Origin of the sequence: Borrelia persica No12 (assembly GCF_000500045.1) — a bacterium.
Classification (GTDB): domain Bacteria; phylum Spirochaetota; class Spirochaetia; order Borreliales; family Borreliaceae; genus Borrelia; species Borrelia persica.
The window spans coordinates 1-19,595 of record NZ_AYOT01000134.1 but is presented as its reverse complement, the minus strand read 5'-3'; the positions used below and the strand labels follow the sequence as shown (position 1 = coordinate 19,595).

Annotated in this window: 18 protein-coding genes and 7 pseudogenes; 10 read left to right on the top strand and 15 right to left on the bottom strand. The window is 30.4% G+C overall.

Annotated elements, in window-relative coordinates:
* Positions 1-119: 119 nt before the first annotated feature.
* The 8 genes and pseudogenes from U881_RS13525 to U881_RS11495 all read left to right on the top strand — a co-directional run bounded on the left by U881_RS13525 (position 120) and on the right by U881_RS11495 (position 6,637).
* Positions 120-248 (top strand): hypothetical protein, encoded by a 129-nt coding sequence (locus U881_RS13525; RefSeq protein ID WP_268744151.1) that lies wholly within the window; start codon positions 120-122, stop codon positions 246-248.
* Positions 249-537: 289 nt separating this feature from the next.
* The gene (locus U881_RS12695; RefSeq protein WP_160164786.1) at positions 538-684 is read left to right on the top strand and encodes a hypothetical protein; all 147 of its coding nucleotides are present in this window, start codon (positions 538-540) and stop codon (positions 682-684) included.
* Between the two features lie 394 nt (positions 685-1,078).
* Positions 1,079-1,201, top strand: a pseudogene (locus tag U881_RS11855) (variable large family protein); the annotation flags it as partial.
* 676 nt (positions 1,202-1,877) lie between these two features.
* On the top strand, positions 1,878-2,090 hold the full coding sequence (locus U881_RS12265; RefSeq protein ID WP_152520668.1) for a variable large family protein: 213 nt from the start codon (positions 1,878-1,880) through the stop codon (positions 2,088-2,090).
* 5 nt (positions 2,091-2,095) lie between these two features.
* Positions 2,096-2,269 (top strand): hypothetical protein, encoded by a 174-nt coding sequence (locus U881_RS12690; protein ID WP_160164785.1) that lies wholly within the window; start codon positions 2,096-2,098, stop codon positions 2,267-2,269.
* Positions 2,270-2,827: 558 nt separating this feature from the next.
* A complete protein-coding gene (locus U881_RS11505; RefSeq protein WP_024653173.1) occupies positions 2,828-4,693 on the top strand; it encodes a plasmid maintenance protein in 1,866 nt (621 codons plus the stop codon).
* Positions 4,694-4,758: 65 nt separating this feature from the next.
* Entirely contained in the window at positions 4,759-4,947 is a 189-nt protein-coding gene (locus U881_RS11500) for a hypothetical protein (protein WP_051374036.1), read from the top strand.
* Between the two features lie 1,009 nt (positions 4,948-5,956).
* A complete protein-coding gene (locus tag U881_RS11495; protein ID WP_024653172.1) occupies positions 5,957-6,637 on the top strand; it encodes an Mlp family lipoprotein in 681 nt (226 codons plus the stop codon).
* Between the two features lie 520 nt (positions 6,638-7,157).
* On the opposite strand, the gene U881_RS13235 is transcribed toward U881_RS11495, so the two are convergent.
* A complete protein-coding gene (locus U881_RS13235) occupies positions 7,158-7,382 on the bottom strand; it encodes a hypothetical protein (protein ID WP_024653171.1) in 225 nt (74 codons plus the stop codon).
* A 109-nt stretch (positions 7,383-7,491) separates the two neighbouring features.
* Between U881_RS13235 and U881_RS0102955 the strand changes: the two genes are divergently transcribed.
* Positions 7,492-7,725, top strand: coding sequence for a P12 family lipoprotein (locus U881_RS0102955; RefSeq protein ID WP_024653170.1), 234 nt, complete (start codon positions 7,492-7,494; stop codon positions 7,723-7,725).
* On the opposite strand, the gene U881_RS12255 is transcribed toward U881_RS0102955, so the two are convergent.
* A complete protein-coding gene (locus tag U881_RS12255; RefSeq protein WP_235048123.1) occupies positions 7,679-7,939 on the bottom strand; it encodes a P12 family lipoprotein in 261 nt (86 codons plus the stop codon). The two genes, U881_RS0102955 and U881_RS12255, sit on opposite strands and share 47 nt — an antisense overlap.
* On the opposite strand from U881_RS12255, the gene U881_RS13860 reads away from it, so the two are divergent.
* Positions 7,912-8,073: a hypothetical protein gene (locus tag U881_RS13860; RefSeq protein ID WP_456061765.1), complete on the top strand. Its 162-nt coding sequence runs from the start codon at positions 7,912-7,914 to the stop codon at positions 8,071-8,073. The two genes, U881_RS12255 and U881_RS13860, sit on opposite strands and share 28 nt — an antisense overlap.
* Positions 8,074-9,304: 1,231 nt before the next feature.
* Here the strand turns inward: U881_RS13860 and U881_RS13050 are convergent.
* From U881_RS13050 to U881_RS10685, 13 genes and pseudogenes are all read right to left on the bottom strand, one after another.
* Complete coding sequence (locus U881_RS13050; RefSeq protein ID WP_200861714.1) at positions 9,305-9,448, bottom strand: hypothetical protein; 144 nt, start codon at positions 9,446-9,448, stop codon at positions 9,305-9,307.
* Between the two features lie 320 nt (positions 9,449-9,768).
* Positions 9,769-10,829, bottom strand: a pseudogene (locus tag U881_RS10705) (variable large family protein).
* A gap of 324 nt (positions 10,830-11,153) precedes the next feature.
* Positions 11,154-11,258 (bottom strand): annotated as a pseudogene (locus U881_RS13740) (variable large family protein); the annotation flags it as partial.
* Positions 11,259-11,652: 394 nt separating this feature from the next.
* Positions 11,653-12,771, bottom strand: coding sequence for a variable large family protein (locus U881_RS0102920; protein WP_407637303.1), 1,119 nt, complete (start codon positions 12,769-12,771; stop codon positions 11,653-11,655).
* 582 nt (positions 12,772-13,353) lie between these two features.
* A pseudogene (locus U881_RS11490) lies at positions 13,354-14,080 on the bottom strand (variable large family protein); the annotation flags it as partial.
* 441 nt (positions 14,081-14,521) lie between these two features.
* Positions 14,522-15,169, bottom strand: a complete 648-nt coding sequence (locus tag U881_RS0102910; protein ID WP_024653168.1) for a hypothetical protein — start codon at positions 15,167-15,169, stop codon at positions 14,522-14,524.
* Positions 15,170-15,314: 145 nt separating this feature from the next.
* A pseudogene (locus tag U881_RS10695) lies at positions 15,315-15,667 on the bottom strand (variable large family protein); the annotation flags it as partial.
* Positions 15,668-15,717: 50 nt separating this feature from the next.
* Entirely contained in the window at positions 15,718-15,813 is a 96-nt protein-coding gene (locus U881_RS13520) for a variable large family protein (protein WP_160164783.1), read from the bottom strand.
* A gap of 707 nt (positions 15,814-16,520) precedes the next feature.
* Positions 16,521-16,814 carry a hypothetical protein gene (locus tag U881_RS0102900; protein WP_152520665.1) on the bottom strand — a complete coding sequence of 98 codons (294 nt, stop codon included), beginning with the start codon at positions 16,812-16,814 and terminating at the stop codon, positions 16,521-16,523.
* A gap of 212 nt (positions 16,815-17,026) precedes the next feature.
* A complete protein-coding gene (locus U881_RS12680; RefSeq protein ID WP_160164782.1) occupies positions 17,027-17,188 on the bottom strand; it encodes a hypothetical protein in 162 nt (53 codons plus the stop codon).
* A gap of 333 nt (positions 17,189-17,521) precedes the next feature.
* Positions 17,522-18,593, bottom strand: a pseudogene (locus U881_RS10690) (variable large family protein).
* A 291-nt stretch (positions 18,594-18,884) separates the two neighbouring features.
* A pseudogene (locus U881_RS13735) lies at positions 18,885-18,992 on the bottom strand (variable large family protein); the annotation flags it as partial.
* 379 nt (positions 18,993-19,371) lie between these two features.
* Positions 19,372-19,595 (bottom strand): replication/maintenance protein RepL (locus tag U881_RS10685; RefSeq protein ID WP_038363222.1); only part of this gene is annotated, 224 nt, incomplete at its 5' end.

Below are 19,595 nucleotides of genomic sequence, written 5' to 3'. Positions count from 1 at the left end.
AGGGATTATACATAGAAGAAATTTTTTCATTTTTAGTTGAAGATTTAGTTAAGGTCAAGCTGTTGTTCCGGTGGAATTTTAAAGTGCTAATACATTAGTAAAAGAAATTAAGGCAATTATTGGAAGTAGTAGTAAAAGACAATGAAAGAGTAGCTCCCATTGGTAAAAATTTGAGAAAGATTGGAGCAAGAATCATTACAGAAGAAATTGGCAAAATGCAGAAAATTAAAGAGAATAGTAATTATTAGGTAATAACTAACAATTATAATTCTTTGGTAACATTTTGGATATTGATAAGCTTGTGTATGCTGAAAGCTGAAAAGTATACAGTAGGATTTATAATGAACGAATAGTAATAAAAAAAAGATTATCATACTAGGGCATTTGATAGTCAGATTATCAATTATTTTCTTTTTAAAGAAAAATTTGATCTTTTTTAAGATAGGATTATGGATAATCTTCACTATTTGGACGATAAGATAAATGTTCTCAAAGTTGATATGAATAAAAAGATATATAATCTTGATGACAAGATAAATGGAGGTTAAAACTAGGCTTAATGAAAAGATAGACAAACTTAATGAAAAGATAGATGAAGTTAAGAGTGATCTAGTTCAGGTTAAATCTAATTTGAATTTGATTGAATATAGACTAGATGTTATTGAGGATAAAATTAGTACGTAAGAGTCAATTAATTTCATTTTTACGGTTATTTCTATACTTTCTGTAGTATATTTCATAACACAATTGTTTTTAGCTTTAGGAAAATGTTTATCTATTTCATAGTTATATGTAATATGTATACAATATAACTGTATTAATTATTATAACTATTTCATCATAAGTTGAATTCATCATGGTAATAGAATTATATATAATTATATTGGTTTGTGTTTATAGTTTTGCTTTATTGTTTTATTATTATGTTTTTAAATAAAAATGACTTATGATTTAAATTTAAGTTAAATAAGGTTAAATAAATCTAATCTGTATCATCAGTGAGTTAAGATACAATGTACGCTCATTAGTTAAAGATGGCAAATTATAGCTTTCACATAGTGGTAACGATGACAAAAAGTATGATCAAGCAGGGATAACAACAGTAAATAAGTTACTGAGAACAGTAGAAGAAATGATAAAGAAGACAGTAAAGAATATTGTTGAAAAAGCAAAAGGGAAAATATATAAAGCAAAATATTGAAAGGATCAGTTCAAGCGCAGAGTAAATAATTAATTAAGGCAAAATAAGAAGATAAATAATAAATTAAAGAAAGTAGCAAGCAATCTTGTAGATGTATCTAGGTTTTCTTATTTTTTATTAAATAAAAAAATTAAATAATACATTGTTTACTGTATTGAAGTCTTCTAAGTGTTTTTTTTATTTTAGTATTATCGTTGTTTTCTTGATAATTTTATGGAATTAAAAAAAAGTATTCATCTTGCCCGAGATTGCCAAAATTTTATCCTTTATGTTTATCTTTTATATGTCTGATTTATTTTTTTCTATTTGTTTCATCTAATCAAGTGCATCATTAACATAATAATCATTCTTATAAGTTTTATCTTCTAAGTCTTTATCTTCTTTTTTTATATATAAATGCTTTTCCTATAAACAACCTTATAATATGCTTTCACTATCAGTAGATCTTGTGTTTTTTCTCTTAGCTTTAGATGTTGTAAGATTGTTGTATTGTGAAGAGTTCCGAAAATAAAACTATCAATAATAGTTTCTATCACTAGCATACAAAAAGACTAAATCACAACCAGCAAAACTGAAAATCAAACTTTAAATTAAGTATTTGTTTTTGTATTTCATTATTATCCTATTTTTTTGTGTTAGCTCTAATGAAAGAAAGTGATGAAAAAAGAAAAAAGGGATGATGGTAATAAGTGTCATGATGGTGATGATAGGATGTAATAATAGATTGACATCCAGGGAGGAGTTTTTGAGTTCTATAGCGAATTTAGGGAAAGGATTTTTGGAAATTTTTGTTGCATTTGGTAATATGATTACGAGGATATTGGGAATCAAAGCGAAAACAAAGAAATCAGAGATAGGACAATATTTAAGTAAAATTGCAATATTATAAAAACAATGAAAGTAAAATTAAAAGAGATTTTAGAAAAGAGTTATAATTATTCAAAGTTAAAAGATTTATATGATGAAGTTATAAATGTAATGATGTTGGTAGTGCCTGAAAATAAACATGTAGCTAAAGTAAGTGCATCAATGGGGAGGATAAAGGGAGGCAGCAACTGCTGTTGCTAATTTTTATTTAAAAATATCTAAATTTAGAATAAATATTTTTTTGATGTATTTGTAATAACAAAAATAGCTCCATTGTTAAATTTTGTAAAAAATAGTTTCCAGTTATTATTAAAGTTATAATCAAAACTGTTATTAGTAATATTTCGTATTGTAGATTGTTAGAGCATTAATATCTAATATCTCTTTTATAATTACTTATCCCATCCTACTACCTTAGCTCCTTTGTATTTTACTAATTTAACTTTTTCTGCAATGATTATTTCCTCAAGATTTAGCAAATTTTCATCAATTGGTTTTAACATCATTCTTCAAAGCTCACTCTGTCCCATCTCACTAGTCATTAGTCCTGCATTAATTATCATCACCAAATTACTTCAAGTCTTTTTATTTTATATTATAATTTTACAAAAATTGTTCCTAAGATTTATGCAAAAAAAGTAGCATATAAAAAAATCACCTCGACCTCAAACCTAGTCAAGAGTGAAATTTTTATATATAATAATATAAAAATAATCCAAAGAAACTTTAAAAATCTAACCTTTGGATTAAAGGTATCTTATGAATAGTTTATCAAAAGATGAAAAAAATTTCAAATCAACCGGCACAAAGAGCCAAATTAAATCAATACTAAAAAATCTTATAGCATTAAACATTACCAAAATATCCTCTGATACAAAAAAAATTCTGGTATCTGTAGTCAAATTACAAATAAGCAAAATGTTTAAACGATATAATAGGCTACTTAAGATCTATTGGGCAATAGATACTAAAAATAAAAACTATAAACAGTCAGGTGGTGCTGAAGAATACTCCGCAAGTGATATCTACAATATAGTAAGTAAACTATTAGAAAATGATGGAAACAAAAAGGTATCTAAAAGAACTATTGGAAGAGACATAAAACTTCTAAATAAAACAGGGTTGATTCAGTCCAAAATTAGAAGGATGGGCATGGGAAATGGAAGTATTTCTCACTATATACAAAACACAGAACTTGCACCTATGCACAAAGAAATAATTTTAGAATACCTACAAGAACTACTTAAAGAAAATCTAAAAGACAAGAAAATTATTGGGGATTTTGATAAAAATATAACGCCTAATTGCACAAACCTTGAAAAGGTTGAAAGTCAATTAGAATTAAGTGAACATAACAAAGCAAATATAATTTCTCATATGCCAAAGTTAATGTCACATGTCGAAATGTCCGATGTAATTAATAAAGCTAAAATAAGCTATATAAAAAAAAAGAATTCTAAAGAGAATTCAGAAATGCTTTTGAAAAAAGCTGATTTTTATGGAAAAAAGAAAAGGGATTGCAAAATAATGAGGAAAGATGTTGAAACAAGATTATTATCTGACTACAAAATTAGCGAAAAGTATGTGAAGCAAATAAGAAAGCTCAGCAACAACGACTCGACGTACATAAACGCGCTGCTAAATTTGGAGAGAGCAATAATTGAGCATGGAATTGAATACAGTCTTGAAGACATTTTAGAGCACTTTTTAAAGCAATTTGCAAATAGGTACAAACACAAAGTTTGGATGATGATGAAAAGAAAAGATGGGATAATAAGCGATTATGAAGTAATTTGGAAAGGCAGATTTAGAGATTGGTACCCTAATAAATACAAAAAGCGACTTGTTTCAAAAGCAGTCTACGGCGAAAACATATGCGTTGGAAAAAGAATTTTAGAAAAAGAAGGCAAAAAAGAAGCAAAAAATTTGCGTATTTATGCGACAGAAAAGGCAGGAAAAAAAAAGACAGAAGCGAAAGCAAAAAAAGCAGATTTAGAAAAAGAAGAGAAACGCAGGCTAGAATTGAGGAAAAGAGAAGGATATTTGCAGAGGCTGTTTAAACAGGAATCAAAAGAAAGAGAAGAAAGACTAAGAAAGGCAAAAGAAGAACATGAATATTTAATGAGTCGTGCAAGAGAAAGTATGTTAGCTACTTTGAAGAAAAACATAGGCAATAATGCGCAGTCAAACGAAACAGATAGCTTCTTGTGTAAAACGCCCCCAAACATTTTATCTGAGTCATTGTCAAATGAGGATATTGAACGTAAAGATGATTGTATAGGGAGTACAACAGAAAATGAAATATCTCTTTCCGGAATTGATGGAAGGGTAGGGATGTTTAGTGAAGCTAAAGAAAGACAGATGTGTGCAAAAAACCGTTCTTTAGACGGCATGATTTCTGATATATTAGAGCAAGGTATAACAGACAATACTGGTGTGAATATAACAGGTGATGTATCAAATAATCCTGCACCTGGCATTTCATATAAGTTGTTGCCAAGAGCAAGTATTGCACTTAAAACCAATTATGAGGGATTTAAGACGAGTAAGGGATTGTCTGTATCTAGTTTGGGGATTGTAGTTTTGAAAGAAAGAAATAAAATTGTCAGAAAGAAGGAGACATGAGATTTAATTTGAAATATTTGGTAAAAAGGCTATATATAAAGTGAGATATGCTTTGGAAAGCATATATGAGCGAAGATGTGCAATCTAAGCAAGTAGATGAAACGATAATTAATTTTCCAGTACTTGTTCCAGAGGATTTTGACTATGATTATGTGTATGCTGTGTATGTATACGTTAAAAAGTGGGTTGCAAAGAAATATACAGATAATCTTAATATAATACTTAATAAAGTAGATGGGGGATTATTTTTTTGAAATAAAGATTGGTTTTATGGTGAATGGTCTTTTGGATAGATTTTAACAGGACTATAAGGAGATTTTTGTTAGTAATTTTTAGAAAAAGAAGGTTATTAAGAAACCTAAGGTTGAGAAGATTGAAAAACAACCTAAGAGTGATTTGCCATTGGAGGTGGTTGATTTGTTATTGTAAGATTATGAGTCTAAGGTTATTTTGTTGTCTTTAGGGTGAAGAAGAAGTTGATCAAGTGCAAGAACACAAAGTTAAACGAGTTGCAGTTTTTATAAAAAGGTTAAGCCAGCAGTTTTGTAGGATTATTGTGTTATGTGAATTACTGTTTCTGTGATCTAGGATTATAGAAACAGTAATTTGTATTTGTTTACTTGAAATTTAATATTTCTATTTAAATATTAGCATTAATAAAATCCTTATACTTATATAAAGATAAAAATCACTTATTAAATAACTTTCTATAGTATTTATTCCTATTGAAATCAATATAATCAAAATTTGAGCTAATATTTTACATTACATACTAAAATCTGAGAAGTATAGTCTAGTTTCTTATTTGTTATTTCATATATTTTGTTTATAAACCTTCATTTAAGTGTGCTGGAAATTTAATAATATAATTCTTGTAAAATTGGAAACAGGCTGCAATTGTATATACAGCCTATCTTTATTTGTATACTGTTTTCTTGGTGTAGTATATAAAGTTTATTGCGGTCTTTGAACTCATTTAATGTAGTTCAACAGTGCCTTAATACCTTGATCAAGTTTTACTTTTGTAAAATTTTCAACTTTTATCTTAACTTGAAATTTGATAAGAATATAAAAATATGTAGAATATATTTTTATATTCTTATCAAATAATTTATAGTTCATATATATTGTATCAATTAAAACACCTAAATTGTATCTAGTACCTTTCAGATAAGACTTATATCGATCAAAATAAATATCCTATACAAATCATCATGAATAATTTATACTTAATGCAGTACTTAAAAAATAAGGAGAATATTAATGTTTAAATATATAAAATATTTATTATTGTATAGTCTATTACTAATTCATTCGTGCAAGTGGTATCAAGACGTTATAAAACCTGTTCAAGATCAAGCATACAACACATTTTATCAAGATTTTAATGGCTATGAAGACAGACCAGTTGTTAATTTTTCAATTGATACTGAAAAAAAATTCGATGCTTTTATGCATGCGTTTCAAGAAATACTTCATGAAATGGAAGAAAGAATTCAAAAATATCAAGATGAAAAAAAGAAAAATCCAGCCTTAGTTGAATATGCACCAATCCCAAGCTACAAAAAAAAGGTATCTAAGCTCATAGGATTCATTGAATGGATTTCAAAAGATAAACTAAGACAAAAAGAACTGGCTGATAATTTTACTTATGTGTATAACTTTTTGGATCAAAAAAGACAATTATATTCAAATAATACAACAATGACTCAGTATATAAGTAATGCCTTTAAATGTCATAAAGACGATTCTAAATGTGAAATGGCAGCTCAAAAATACGGTAACCATCATCAAGGTAATAACATACATGAATTTTTTTACCTTATTGTAGATTTTACATATACTCAAGATACTTATGAAAAGATGTTTCAAGAGATTATCAAAGAACTTGATCCTGATAAGTCAGGCCCTATTCACGAACTTGAAGATTGGGAATGGATATAGAAATCATAATGTTACTCAACAATAAAATGTGGTGAGGGTAAATAGCCTTCACTACAACAAAATTTTATGGAGTGATAGGGGTAGGAGAAGATAGTTTTAAAAGTAAACTTTAAAGTTTTTAATAAGTTTGAACTATGGTAGATGACTATCTATCAGTAGCCGTAATTTGCACAGCCTAATTATTTAAATTTGTAATCTTTTTATTAATAACAGAATGTAAAGAATATAAGCCTATAGACATAGAAAAAAATAAACTTTTTAAATGTCTTTTTATTATTGAAGTTGCAAAAATATTGAGATTACCTAAAAAAGCTTTAAAAGCAACTGCAATACGATTCAAATTTTTTTAAATAAAAGTAATGAAAATAATCTTTTTAAAATAAGTTAAACGAGTTGCAGTTTTTATAAAAAGGTTAAGCCAGCAGTTTTGTAGGATTATTGTGTTATGTGAATTACTGTTTCTGTGATCTAAGATTATAGAAACGGTAATTTGCATTTGTTTACTTAAAATTTAATATTTCTATTTAAATATAAGTGTTAATAAAATTCCTATGGTTATAGTAATAATAGTACCAAGCATCCAATTATGTAATCTTGCTGTATTGTCAAATTTTGTTATATTAATTTCAATCTTATTATCAAGGTCTTTAATATCTGATTTTAATTCACTTCTAACATTCTCAATTTTATTATCAAGATCAGTTTTAACAGTTAAAATTTCGCCTTTTAATACTTTTTCTAGCATTTCGAGTTTAATATCGAAGTTTTCTTTGAGATATTCGATATCTTTGTGAGTGAGTTCGTTTCTGTAATATCTAAAAAAGGAAGAAATAGAGATAAAAGTAGAGGATTTAGTGCCGGATACTAAGGAGGAAAAAGAGGCGCAAGCAGAAATTAATAAAATAAAAAGTGCTCTTGGTAGTTATGAATTTGCTCAATTAATTGAGGATGCACGTAAACTTAAAAGTGAATATGGCCGATTAGAATCCAGTTTTTATAGTATTCTTTCGGAGCTTAACAATACAATAAGAAGGAATTATCCTATATTGACAATTGTACTAGTAAAAAATAATTGCTTGCCCTTCTGAAAGAATAACGCAATACATTTTTCAACCTCTCAGTAATAGATTTTTTTAAAGTCTTTTGGGATTCCTCAAACAAGTATTTTGCAGATGTTCTCTCATTAAGCCCACTATTAACTTGAATTACAAGCCTATCAATATGAGACCTTTTTTCATTTAACTGATCGCGCAATTGAATTAGTTTTTGTCTCTTTGACTTTGTATTGTTCCAGACAGGCACAATGCAATGCAGAAAGTGCTTTAGAACAGTTAGAATCTGCTTCTGCAAAGATAAATGAATCTAAGGGAAAAAAGCAAGAGATAGAAGAACTAGTTCAAGAAGCAAGATCTGTTCTAGTGAGTTTTAAGAGATAAGAAAATACATAAAGATATAAAAAAGATATAGTTTATAAGACTAATGTTTGAAATTAGAGTCTTTCTTTTGAAGGGAGACTTTTTTTAATTTATTTAAAAAAGTATTTAAAAATAACAATCTTTAGAAATTGTTGTTTTTGCTTGAATACTGATATGGGAAGAGAAGATTTATTAGATAAGGAGTATAAGATTTAGATAAAGGCTTTATAAAGCTTATTGATTATATAGTAGTGATGATAGGATAGTTCAGGCTTGCAAGAATTGCATATCGAAGTGAAAGGGGTGTGAATTTTATGTATAGTAGGTTTGTGTTTATATTTTGTGTGATTTGTTTTGTAAGTAATGTAGAGGGTAGAGATGAAAATCTTAATTCCTTAAGTAAAGGGGGAGAAAAGGCATTATAAATTAAAAAAGTAATATTCAGAATATATATGTTTCTATAATAAATGTAGGAATAGTACAACAAATAATGTATCATGTTAACCATTCTCAACACCAAAATTTCTTACACTATACACTATTAACATAATAAATTTCAAACAAGTAGTAATATATTTCTTTTATATTTTTGTTAAGCATTAATGTATCATTTGTGCATTTCATGCGTTTTTCATTTTTATTGCGTTTTTCTGTTGAAGTAATGTTGTTGAAATAGATAGAAGAGCAATGATGGAAGTTGGGAGGAGTGCTGAGAATGCTTTTTATGCTTTTTTGGAGTTAGTTTCGGATGCTATTTATTGGAGCAAAATTTTTTAAGTTTTGACAAGTAGGTAGGAATGTTTTATTGAGATTAAATGGCTTAAATCAACAAGAAAACATCTTTCCTATCCTTCTTAACAAAAAACAAGAGAAGTGTTTCCTTTAAATAATTTTCAAAACTATAAATTAAAAGAAAATTTAGATTTGTTAAAAACAAAAATAGGTGGTAATAAGACATTGAAAGGAATAATAAACGCAGTTAGCTACAACAATTTCTGCTGTATTCTTTGCTTGATCAATCGCAACCTCATTATCAACAAATCCATCAGAACTAACAATAGCTCGAAAATATCAGCACCACTTACTGCTCCTACGGATGCACTTGCGGCTTGCAGCTTGTTGTTCTGTTCCATCAGTTCCGTTAGCACCAAGTAATTTACCAATAGATTTTTTTCCGTGTCGCCAGATTTGTTATAAAACTGAAAAATCGAATCTTTGCTTTCTCTTCTTAACTCTACTTTTGAGACTAACTCTATAAATGCGCAAAAAAAGCCTTCTCAGTACTTCTTCCTACTTCCATTAACACTTCACTTAAACTTTTCCCTTCTGATTTCTTTACTTGTTGTCCACGTCCCATAATTCCAATAATCATCATCAACACAATACTTCTCTTCATCAGCCCTCTTATCCTTCTTCCTTCTCCCGTATCTTTTCCCTTCTCTCTCTTCTCTATCTTTCATTTCTCTCTTATTTTATTCATTTTTTTATTCCCTCCTTATTTCTCTTGTTAAGCTTAGACCAACAGAAAAAATGAATAAAATACATAAATGTTGTACACATGATAAATGAAATGAAATAGTGCTGAACTACCACAAGATATAAACAACATCTCACTTAATCAAAGAAACATCTTCTCTGTCCTGTTTCAAAAAGAACAAGAGAAGTGTTTCTTTTAATAATTTTTAATGTTATTTTTATTGATAATTATCTAATTATCTATTGTTGTCCACTAGCTTCGACTTCCGCTGACTTATCTCCTTGTTTAATCGTAGCTAATGTCTCATTTATCTTTTTTAAACCACTATCAACTGTGTCTCTTATTGCTATTATTAGAGTACTCAGTGTCTTATTTACTGCACTTGATGCTGCACTATTAACTGTACTTACAGCATCATTTTCATTATTTTTAATAGAAAATTTACCATTCTTCGCCATTGCTCTCAATGCTATACCAGCTGCAATAATTGCATCTTTCTTTGCTACAGCTTCTTTAATTTCTTTCTTACCATTAACAGCCGGAGCAATAGCAATCTCTGCTGCATATCTGCAGCCTTTTCAATTCCCTCAGTACCATCAGCATTAGAATTTTCTTTAGATGCAATTATAGCTTGCAATATATCAGCACCAGTTACCGCACCTATTGACGCTGATGCTGCTTGTGCTGCAGTATTATCAGCCCTATTAGCATCAGTCATAGTAAATAATTTACCAATATCCTTCTTGCTATCATCTCTAGTAGCATCAGCATCTGCCTTACCTTCTTTTAAAACCACATCAACTATCTCTTTAATTCCCTTAACAAGGGCGTTCACACTTGCCATTTCTCCAGGTAAGGCATCTTCATTGTGTTTAGCATTTCTAATAATAGAATTATCTATAGCCCCTTTTGCTGCCTCCTTAGCGCCTGTAGCAATTTTATCTAATGTCCCAGTAATAAACTGCTCAACAACTGTTTTAACTTTCTCATAATTTCCATTCTTTGCCACTTCTGTTTGCAACTTCTCCTTAACTGAAATCATAGTCTTCGCAATATCACTAAAATACTTCCCTATATCACTCTTCTTAGTATCTGCTTTTATCCCCAATGTCCCACTTACCATATCCCCAAAAGTCACAAAAACATCCAAAAATCCTTTCCCTAAATTCGCAATAGAACTCAAAAACTCATTCTTCTTTTCTAGCTCCGCTACTCCATTATTACATCCCATCATTCCCATAATCATCATCAATACCATACTTCTCTTCATCACTTTACCAATACTTCTTCCTTCTCCCATTTCCCTTCCCTTCCCTTCCCTTCCCTCTCTTCTCTCTCTCTTTTATTTATTCTATTTCTTTCTTGCATCATTATTTCTCTTTTGAACTCTACTTCAACAGCAAAAAATGAAATGCAACTATCAAACGCACACATGATAAATTAATGCTTAATAAAAATATATTGAAATCACTTAATCTAACAAAAACATATCTTCTCTATATACCTTAAAAAGAACAAAAAAATGCTTCCTTCAACAACTTTTGTTATTTGATTTTATAGATAATTATTTATTGTTGTTCACGAGATGCTGCTTCTGCTGTCTTATCTTTTTGTTTAATTTTAACTAATTTTGTTTCATTTTAATTAATACTTCATTTATCTCTTTTAAACCATTATCAACACTATTTCTTATTGCTATTACAAGTTCATTTAACTTATTCTTAGCTGCTATAAGTCCAATCTCCTATTTCCTTAAAGTATTTTCATACTTTGCTTCTCTTATCCCTCAATTTAACAACAGGAACTCCAAAAACATCACCAATACCCCCAAAATCTCATAAAACCCTTCTCCGATCCTAACCAAAGAATCAAAAAAACATTCCTATTCTCTAATGCCTCTTTCTCCGCTTCATGTTGTCTATTACATCCCCATCATCACAACCACCACTACCTCCCAGTTTAATTGCGTGTAAAAATCAAGTAAGTAGTTGATAAGTTTCTTCACAGGGACTTTAAACAGAATTTCAGAAAGTTCTAAAACAGAAGGCAACATAGAATAGTCTCTAAGTTTACCTTCTACTCTTATTCTTCAATAATCTAATTCCAACTATCTGTCTTATTTACTACCCTGCTGCTTTTGGGTTTCTTGCTTCGTCTATTTTCCCTTTTGCTTTCTCTAGAACATCCTTTACTGTCTTCTTAATTATATCTTCTACTGCTACTAATAACTTATTTGCTGCAGTTACTCCTACTGCTTGTACTTCTCCTTGTCCTCCTGCATTACCAGCTGCTGCTGCTGTTGCCAGTTTGCCATTCTTAACTAATGAACGTAGTGCAATTCCTCCTGCTACTGCTGCTGCTTTAGCTGCTTCTTTTGCTAAATTAGCTGCAGTACCTCCTTTCGCAAAAGAAATTGCACTTGTTGAACCATTTGCATCTGCTGCTCCTACTGCCGCATCTCCTTCGTTTGATTTAACTATGGAATCTAGCATTTCTTCACCACTTACTGCTGATACTATTAATGCCGCTTTAGCTGCATCTTGAGCTACTGGATTAGTATTAGTAGATAATATCTTAGCTCCATCTTTATTATCTACTCCTCCAACTGCTTGTAATGTTATAGATGCTGTTTTCAGCTCTGGAACACCCACTGACTTCGCTATACTTACTATTCCTTGAAGTGATTTAAGGGCTTTCTTTAACACATTCTCTTCTGCTACTGTTCCTACACCAGCAACACTATTTGCCTCACCTACTACATTTTCATCACCTACTGTTACTAAAGATTCTAAATGGGTTTTCAATGAGCTTAAAACTTCCTTAGCTGTATCAACTGCAATTCTAATTGGATTTTTTGATGCATCGTTTTTGTCAACACCTGCTGTTGCTTTTTTTGCTATTTCTTCTAACTCATTTGATGCATCTCCAAGCTTATTCCCCAAGCTGTTAAAATACTTTCCTACTTCCTCTTTCTTTGTACCTGACTTAGCAGTAAAACCCAAAACATCAGAAACTAACTCCAAAAAAGCATAAAAAGCATTCTCAGCACTCCTCCCAACTTCCATCATTGCTCTACTTAACCCACTCCCAACGCCATTCTGTTTCCCTGGTTCCTGTTCCTGTTGTCTACATCCCATAACCATAACTAAACTGAGTATAATAATTTGTTTAATGATTCTCATCTTCCCTATTCCTCCTTTCTGTTCTTCGTTTATTCCTTTTATGTCCTTTATTCCTCTCATCATAATTTTCCCTCCTTAACAACTCTCTAAAAATTCCCCCAATCTTTAAATCTTCAATAATTTAAAGCTCCCTTCTCTTCCCTTTCTTTACTCTCTCACTAAGCTCTTCTAAATAAGCTCTCCTAACTTCTAAAAAAAGTTACTCGGTCCACATTCTTCTTTTTTCTATTCTTTTTAACTTCCCTTTCCTTCCTTTTTTTATGTTCCCTTTCTTCTCTTTTTAACAACTTCACTACAACAGAAAAAACGCAATAAAAATGAATAAATAAAAAAAGAATGAAATGCACACATGATAAATGAATCACACTCAATTATCATAAAATATTCAAAAATAACACATACAAAAATAAAAAGTACTTACTACTCTTAATAACAACTTCACTTAACTCTTATTAAAAATACTAATAACACATCAACAATTGATTTACTTCCTTAATTTGAGGAAGTAAATCAATTAAATAAAAAAAGAAAATACAAATTTCAACTAAACGTAATCTCATAAAATAAAAAAAGGAAAACAACTCTCATACAGAGAAAAGTTTTCCTAAATTTAGCTATATATTTATTTCTCTTGTTATTAAATTAAGCTTTAGGAGTTGTCTTATCAGAAATTACAGGGATATCATTAGTATTAATTTTCATTGCCTCTTTAACTTCATTAAGTCCCAAGTCCATTATTTTTCTTATTGAAATAATTAACGTATCTCATGCCTTAGTTACTGCACTTACTGCTGCTCCTTTAACTGAAGTAGCAATATCATCAGCAGCATTACTATTAGCAAATTTACCATCCTTTGACATTGCTCTCAATGCTATAGTTCCTGCTATAGTAGCATCTTTAGGAGAAGTAAAACCAGCAACAGCAACAGCAGGATTAGTATTAGCTAGCTTACAAGCATCACCATTATCCTTAATCATAGCTTTAAAAATGTTAGCATCACTTACTGCTCCAACTACTTTAGTTGCATCAACTGCTGATTTCTTTGCATCAACAGCAATAGCACCATTATTACCAGTATTACCAAATAATTTACCTGCCTCCCCAGCATGAGCACCCCTTGCACTATTACCATCTTCAGCCTTTTTATCATCCCCAGCTTCTGCATTTTCCTCATTCTTAAGCACTATATCTACTATATTTTAAATTCCTTTTATTAAGTTCTCAGTTTTACCCTTAATACCCCGCAGCATTAGCACCAACAGTAGCAACATTAGCAATTAGATCATCACCTGTAATACCAATAGCCTCACTAGCAGTCTTTGTTCCTTCTATTATCTTATCAAGTGTCTCACTAACTAATTTTTTTACTTCACTCCATATTCCCCCACAAAACATGATACATGAACACTTAATAAAAACTATAAAAAATATACTAAAATCACCTAATTTAATAAGGAAACACCTTAACTGTATGTATCACAAAAACGAAAGAAATATTTTCTTTAATAACTTTCTTTAGTATTGATTTTTTATTGATCGTTATTTAATGTTGTCCACTAGCTGTTACTTCTGCAGATTTATCTTCTTGTTTCACTGTAGATAGTACTTTATTTTCCTTCTTAAACTACTATTAATGACAATGGAAGAATAAGAATATTTCTTTCTTCCATTGTTCACAATATTACTTTAAATTTAATAACATTTATATTTTATTTAAGATCTTGATAATCTCAATATATGCTTTGTCTATTGGGACTACTACATTCTTTAATCTTTCTTTATAATCACGATCTACATCCGTTAAATAGTTTAGCTACCTCTGCTGCAAGTCTCTCTTTCTGCTTCAAGTTTTAATCTATCTACTTCAATAAATTTTACGCTCTCTACTTCAGCACATTTTACTCTCTTTATAACACGTCTTATTTTCTCTGCTTCAGTAAATCTGTCTACCTCTGCTTCAATAAGGTCTGACATCTCTTCTTTAAGTCTCGCTACCTCTGCCTCAAATACTTTTTTACCTGCTTCAACAAATTTTGCTATCCTTTCTTCAAAAAGTCTGTCGCTTCTGTCATCACTCCTTTCTCCAGTAAGTCTTGCTCTTTCTTTAGCAAGTCTTGCCCTCTCACTAGCATTTTTTGTCATTCTTGCTTCAAACTTTGCTTTCTCTTCAGAAAGTCTTTCTAACTTTAAATTAAACCTTACTTCCCCTGCCGCAGCAAGTCTTCTTCTCTCTAAATCTTCTTCATCAAATTCTTTCTCTATTTCCTCAATTTTTTTTTCTCCTTTATAATATCTGTTTAGTACCTCATCAATTTTTTCTTCTAATTTATAATACTTTTTTAGCACCTCATCAGATTCCTCTTCTGGATTAGGATTTTTGCAAAAAGCTGAAGAAGATAGTATAGGATCTCTTAATTGTTTTTCTTCTATAGTTTCTAATATTGGATCTTGCGACATAAATATTTTCCTCCTTATTTAAATCGAAATTTTTAATATCATATTTATAAATATGATATATTATACCATATAATATTAAAATATTTAAATAAATATAATAAAATTAAAAACATAATAACTATATTATTAATAAAATTAATATACAAATGCATACAATTGCTTTGGCTGCCTCTGCCTCTTGAGCCTTATTATCCTCCTTCTTCTCAAACAATTTCCCAATATCCTTTTATCATCTTCTGATGTCTTCGTAGCAACAGCATCTCCCCCATTTCTTTTTAACACTACTCCAACAATAGCTTTAATCCCTTTTACTAAAGAAACAACTAAATTCTTATCAAGCGTCACTGCTACCTGTCCTTTAGTAGGAATCCCACCAATCTTAGCATCACCACTAGCTCCACCATCAACTTCATTTGCTCCTTCCTCGATTTTTTCTATAATCGTAATAAATACAGCAATATTTTCTTTTACCTTTGCATAATTCCCATTCTTTTCCACAACAGCATTTAACCTATCTTTCACTTATTTTAATAGTATCAGCAATACTATTAAAATAAGTTCTTCACTATATCGCTTTTCTTCCTATCTGCCTTTATTCTCAATGTCCCACTTACCATATCGCCAAAAGTCACAAAAACATCCAAAATCCTTTCCCTAATTTTCTACTGCACCCAAAAACTCTTCTCTCAAACTGACTTCACATCATCACCATGACACTTATCATCATCACTCTCATTTTTCTCATCTTCCCTATTACTCCTCTCTATCCTCTTTTTTTATCCCCATTGTCTTTTTTTCCCTATAATTTCTTTCATTTTCCTTTTTCCCTCATTATCTAACTCTTAAAAAATTCTTCCTCTCTCTAAATCCTTCTCTCATTTAAAGCTTTCCTTCTCTTCCTTATCTTTTTTCTCTCAATAAGAAAATCAAAATAAATGAATATACATAAATAGAAATTCACTTGCTAAATAAACAAACAAGAAATGTTTAATAAGACATATGAAAACACAAAAAGAAAACAATTCTCCTCATAAAGAAAAAAGTGTCTCCCTTAATCATTTTTATTATTCAATGATTTGTTTTTTATTAGATCCGATTATTGACTTTTAGTTTCAACAAACAGCCTTCTTATAAAAATTACAGGAATACAGGTACTGATGTTGTTGGGGACATTACAAATCTACAAATCTAATCAAAGGAAATTAATTAAAAGAAAGGTATCACTCTCTCTCTTAACTTATTTAAGATACTCAAACACACAAAAAGGAAAACAACTATCCTTAATAAAAAGAAAAATGTTTTCCTCAATTGTCTTTATTATTTAGTTCTAGATTTATTGATTAGCAATAGGTTAAATAGTATCAACATCTGGAGCATTAGTGCCAGGGATCTCAGAGTACCTTATTGCCTTAAAAACTTCTTTAATTTTAGCAAACTCAAAATTTACTACTTTATTAACTATTACATCCAACACTCCTAGTACCTTATTTACAACACTTGTTGCAGCTGCCTTAATAACAATATCAATATCAGCACCATTAGCATCATTAATAGTATCAGTAGCTGGTATACCAGCATTATTATTAGCAGCAACAGTAAAAACACCGATTTTAGTCTTAGCATTTTTAATTTTATCAATCATCATTTAACCACCTCATCAGTTAGTTTAAATCGACAACAGTATACCAACAACAGCACTGACAATAAACAAACAAGGGCATTAGTGATAGTAGTTCTACTACTGAATCAGCTTATGAAGAAGCTAGCGTTAATCTGTTATTTAGGAAGTGAAAGTTGTAGTTGAAACTGTCTAAAATTCTAGAGTAAAGATTAAAAAAAGGAATTTCTGGTGCTGAGTTAACTGTAGGAGGAACTAATACTAATACTGGTACTACTGCAAAGCCTAGTTACAGAATCAATTAACTTTTCAATCACTGCACTAGAACCTCGAACAACAGCTTCTACTTCTTTAGTATCTGCATTAGGGATAGCAACTATTTTTTCCCCTAAATCATCCAATTTATCCTTAGTATTCTTTAATCAATCCCCTAAATTCTTAAAATGTTCCCAAACTTTGCTTCTATTATCTTTAGGTTTAATAGCAATAAGTATTAATGCATTTCCAACAACATTACCAAAATACTAAGAATCTCTTAAAATCCTTGTCATATTTTTATAACTGAATTTAAAAAATCATTCTTATTCTCTAATGCCTATTTCTACGCCACTAACTGACCATTACTAGCATGCTTACGATATTTCTTAAGATGTAACAAAGGAAAACAACTCTCCTGTACAAAGAAAGAAACGTTTTCCTTAAATGACTCTATTATTTAGTCTATTTATTATTATTTATTTATTCTTAGTAACAGTAGTTTGAATAGTGCCAGCCTCTGGAACATCATCAGTAATCTCTGAGTATTTTATTCCCTTAACAGCCTTTCTTATCTTATCTAGATTGCTTGCTACTGTTTTCCTAATTATTATATACAATACTCCTAATAACTTATTTACTGCACTTACCCCTGCTGCTTTAACCCCTGCAACTCCACTAGCAGTAGCACTAAATTTACCAATCTTAGTCATTGCCTTAAGAGCTACAGCTGCTGCTAAGTCCGAATTAGTAGATGCACCTGTACCGTTGGCATGATTAAGGTGTACCAACTGCTAATGTTCCAGCATCATTATTACTGGCCTCACTAAGATTACCAATTGTAGCTTTAAAATCTTTCACCTTGTTAAGCATTACCCATGTATCAGCTTCTGATACTGCACCTGCTAGCTTAGGACCAGCAACTAGCATTGCCCCCCAGAAAGTACAGCAGTAGCATCAGTTGTAGCAGAAGATGATACCGAATTACCAGCATTTCCTTTGTTAATCTTTACCCCAAACTTATCTGCTGTATCAATGATCTTTTTAACTTCTGCAATTATAGCATCAACCCCCAGCCTTATCAGCAGCCACTGTAGCACCAGCGCCAACAGTATCACCAATATCAGCAGCACTATCATTAGTTACAGCAGCCAATTTAGCTAGAGCACCAATTAATCGTTCAAAAACATCACTTACTCCTTTAATTGTACCTTTAACAGCTTCAATTGTACCCCCCTCAACATTCTTTGCACTAGAGATTTCATCTGATAGTTCTTTTAACTTTCCATTAATCCCTCCCAATCCTTTTTTTATCTCCTAAAAATGTTCTTCCACCTTACTTCTCTTATCCCCCGATTTAACAACATTCAATCCTAATGCATCACCAACAACATTCCCAAAAACCCCAAAAATCTCTTGAAATCCTTGCCCGATCTTCACTAATGACTCTAAAAAACTATTCCTCTCCTCTAAACCCTCTTTCTCTGCTAATAATCCATTATTACATCCCATCATCACCACTATCAGCATCATCACTCTCTTTATTCTCATCTTCCTTCTCTCTCTTTCTTATATCTCTCCTTTTTATTTTCTTCCCAACATTAGTTCAAGAACAAAATCAAAATGAATAAATAAAAAATGAATGAAATGCACACATGATAAATGAATGCTTAATAAAAAATATATTGAAATAACTTAATCTCACAAAAAACATCTTCCCTGTATGCCCCCCAATAAAAAACAAGAAAAGTGTTTCGCTTAAACTTCTTTATTTTTTTTACTAATTTTTATCTATAATTATCTATTATTGTCTACTAATTGTTGATTCTCCTACTTATCTTCTTATTTAATTGTTGATAGTGTTTCATTTACCTTCTTTCCCCCACTATCAACAGTATTTCTTATTGCTATTATTAAAGTACTAAATGCCCTACTTACTGCACTTAATGCTATACCTTTTAGATACATCAACCTCAACATTCTTATCATCAGTATCCTTTACAATAAACTTACCACCCTAGCTATCAATCTTAATGTTATATCTCCCTTATAACAGCTAAGTCCTTTTAGTTTTGCTCGAAACTCCTTATAGCCTATTTCCTAGCCTGCCTAAAAATCCAAACCTCACTGCTAACAATTTAAACGAAATCACAATAATTCACAGAACATCACCGCCAACCACAACCCAGATTCATTGTTACACCCCCACTTATTGCTTTAGCCAACTCAACCTATTGACTTAACCAAAATTTCAACTTCATTTACTTTCACTATCTTGAACCAACTCTATTACTTTGCATTGATCATCAAGATTTTTTTCCATGTTTTGTTAGCCAAACAAATTACCTGCATCAACATTAAGCAGCAATCTTTGTTTCTTTCTTATAATTAAACCGCTATCTTTTAAATCTGACAAATACTTCCTTATTCTATAATGAGATAACTTGGTATCTTGATTCATTTGTCTCAATGACTTTATAGTACGATTGTCATCTTCCAAATTAGATGCAATAAATTCAAGAGATTTGTCAAATACTTTAGATACCTTTTTAT

Bases quoted from the DNA above. Each gene is read 5' to 3' on its own strand.
- U881_RS13235 (WP_024653171.1), bottom strand. From the start codon at position 7,382: ATGCTAGAAAAAGTATTAAAAGGCGAAATTTTAACTGTTAAAACTGAT.
- U881_RS0102920 (WP_407637303.1), bottom strand. From the start codon at position 12,771: ATGAGAGGAATAAAGGACATAAAAGGAATAAACGAAGAACAGAAAGGA.
- U881_RS0102900 (WP_152520665.1), bottom strand. From the start codon at position 16,814: ATGATGATTGATAAAATTAAAAATGCTAAGACTAAAATCGGTGTTTTT.
- U881_RS12695 (WP_160164786.1), top strand. From the start codon at position 538: ATGGAGGTTAAAACTAGGCTTAATGAAAAGATAGACAAACTTAATGAA.
- U881_RS13050 (WP_200861714.1), bottom strand. From the start codon at position 9,448: ATGAAGAGAAGTATTGTGTTGATGATGATTATTGGAATTATGGGACGT.
- U881_RS11500 (WP_051374036.1), top strand. From the start codon at position 4,759: ATGAGCGAAGATGTGCAATCTAAGCAAGTAGATGAAACGATAATTAAT.
- U881_RS12690 (WP_160164785.1), top strand. From the start codon at position 2,096: ATGAAAGTAAAATTAAAAGAGATTTTAGAAAAGAGTTATAATTATTCA.
- U881_RS11495 (WP_024653172.1), top strand. From the start codon at position 5,957: ATGTTTAAATATATAAAATATTTATTATTGTATAGTCTATTACTAATT.
- U881_RS12265 (WP_152520668.1), top strand. From the start codon at position 1,878: ATGATGGTAATAAGTGTCATGATGGTGATGATAGGATGTAATAATAGA.
- U881_RS11505 (WP_024653173.1), top strand. From the start codon at position 2,828: ATGAATAGTTTATCAAAAGATGAAAAAAATTTCAAATCAACCGGCACA.
- U881_RS0102910 (WP_024653168.1), bottom strand. From the start codon at position 15,169: ATGTCGCAAGATCCAATATTAGAAACTATAGAAGAAAAACAATTAAGA.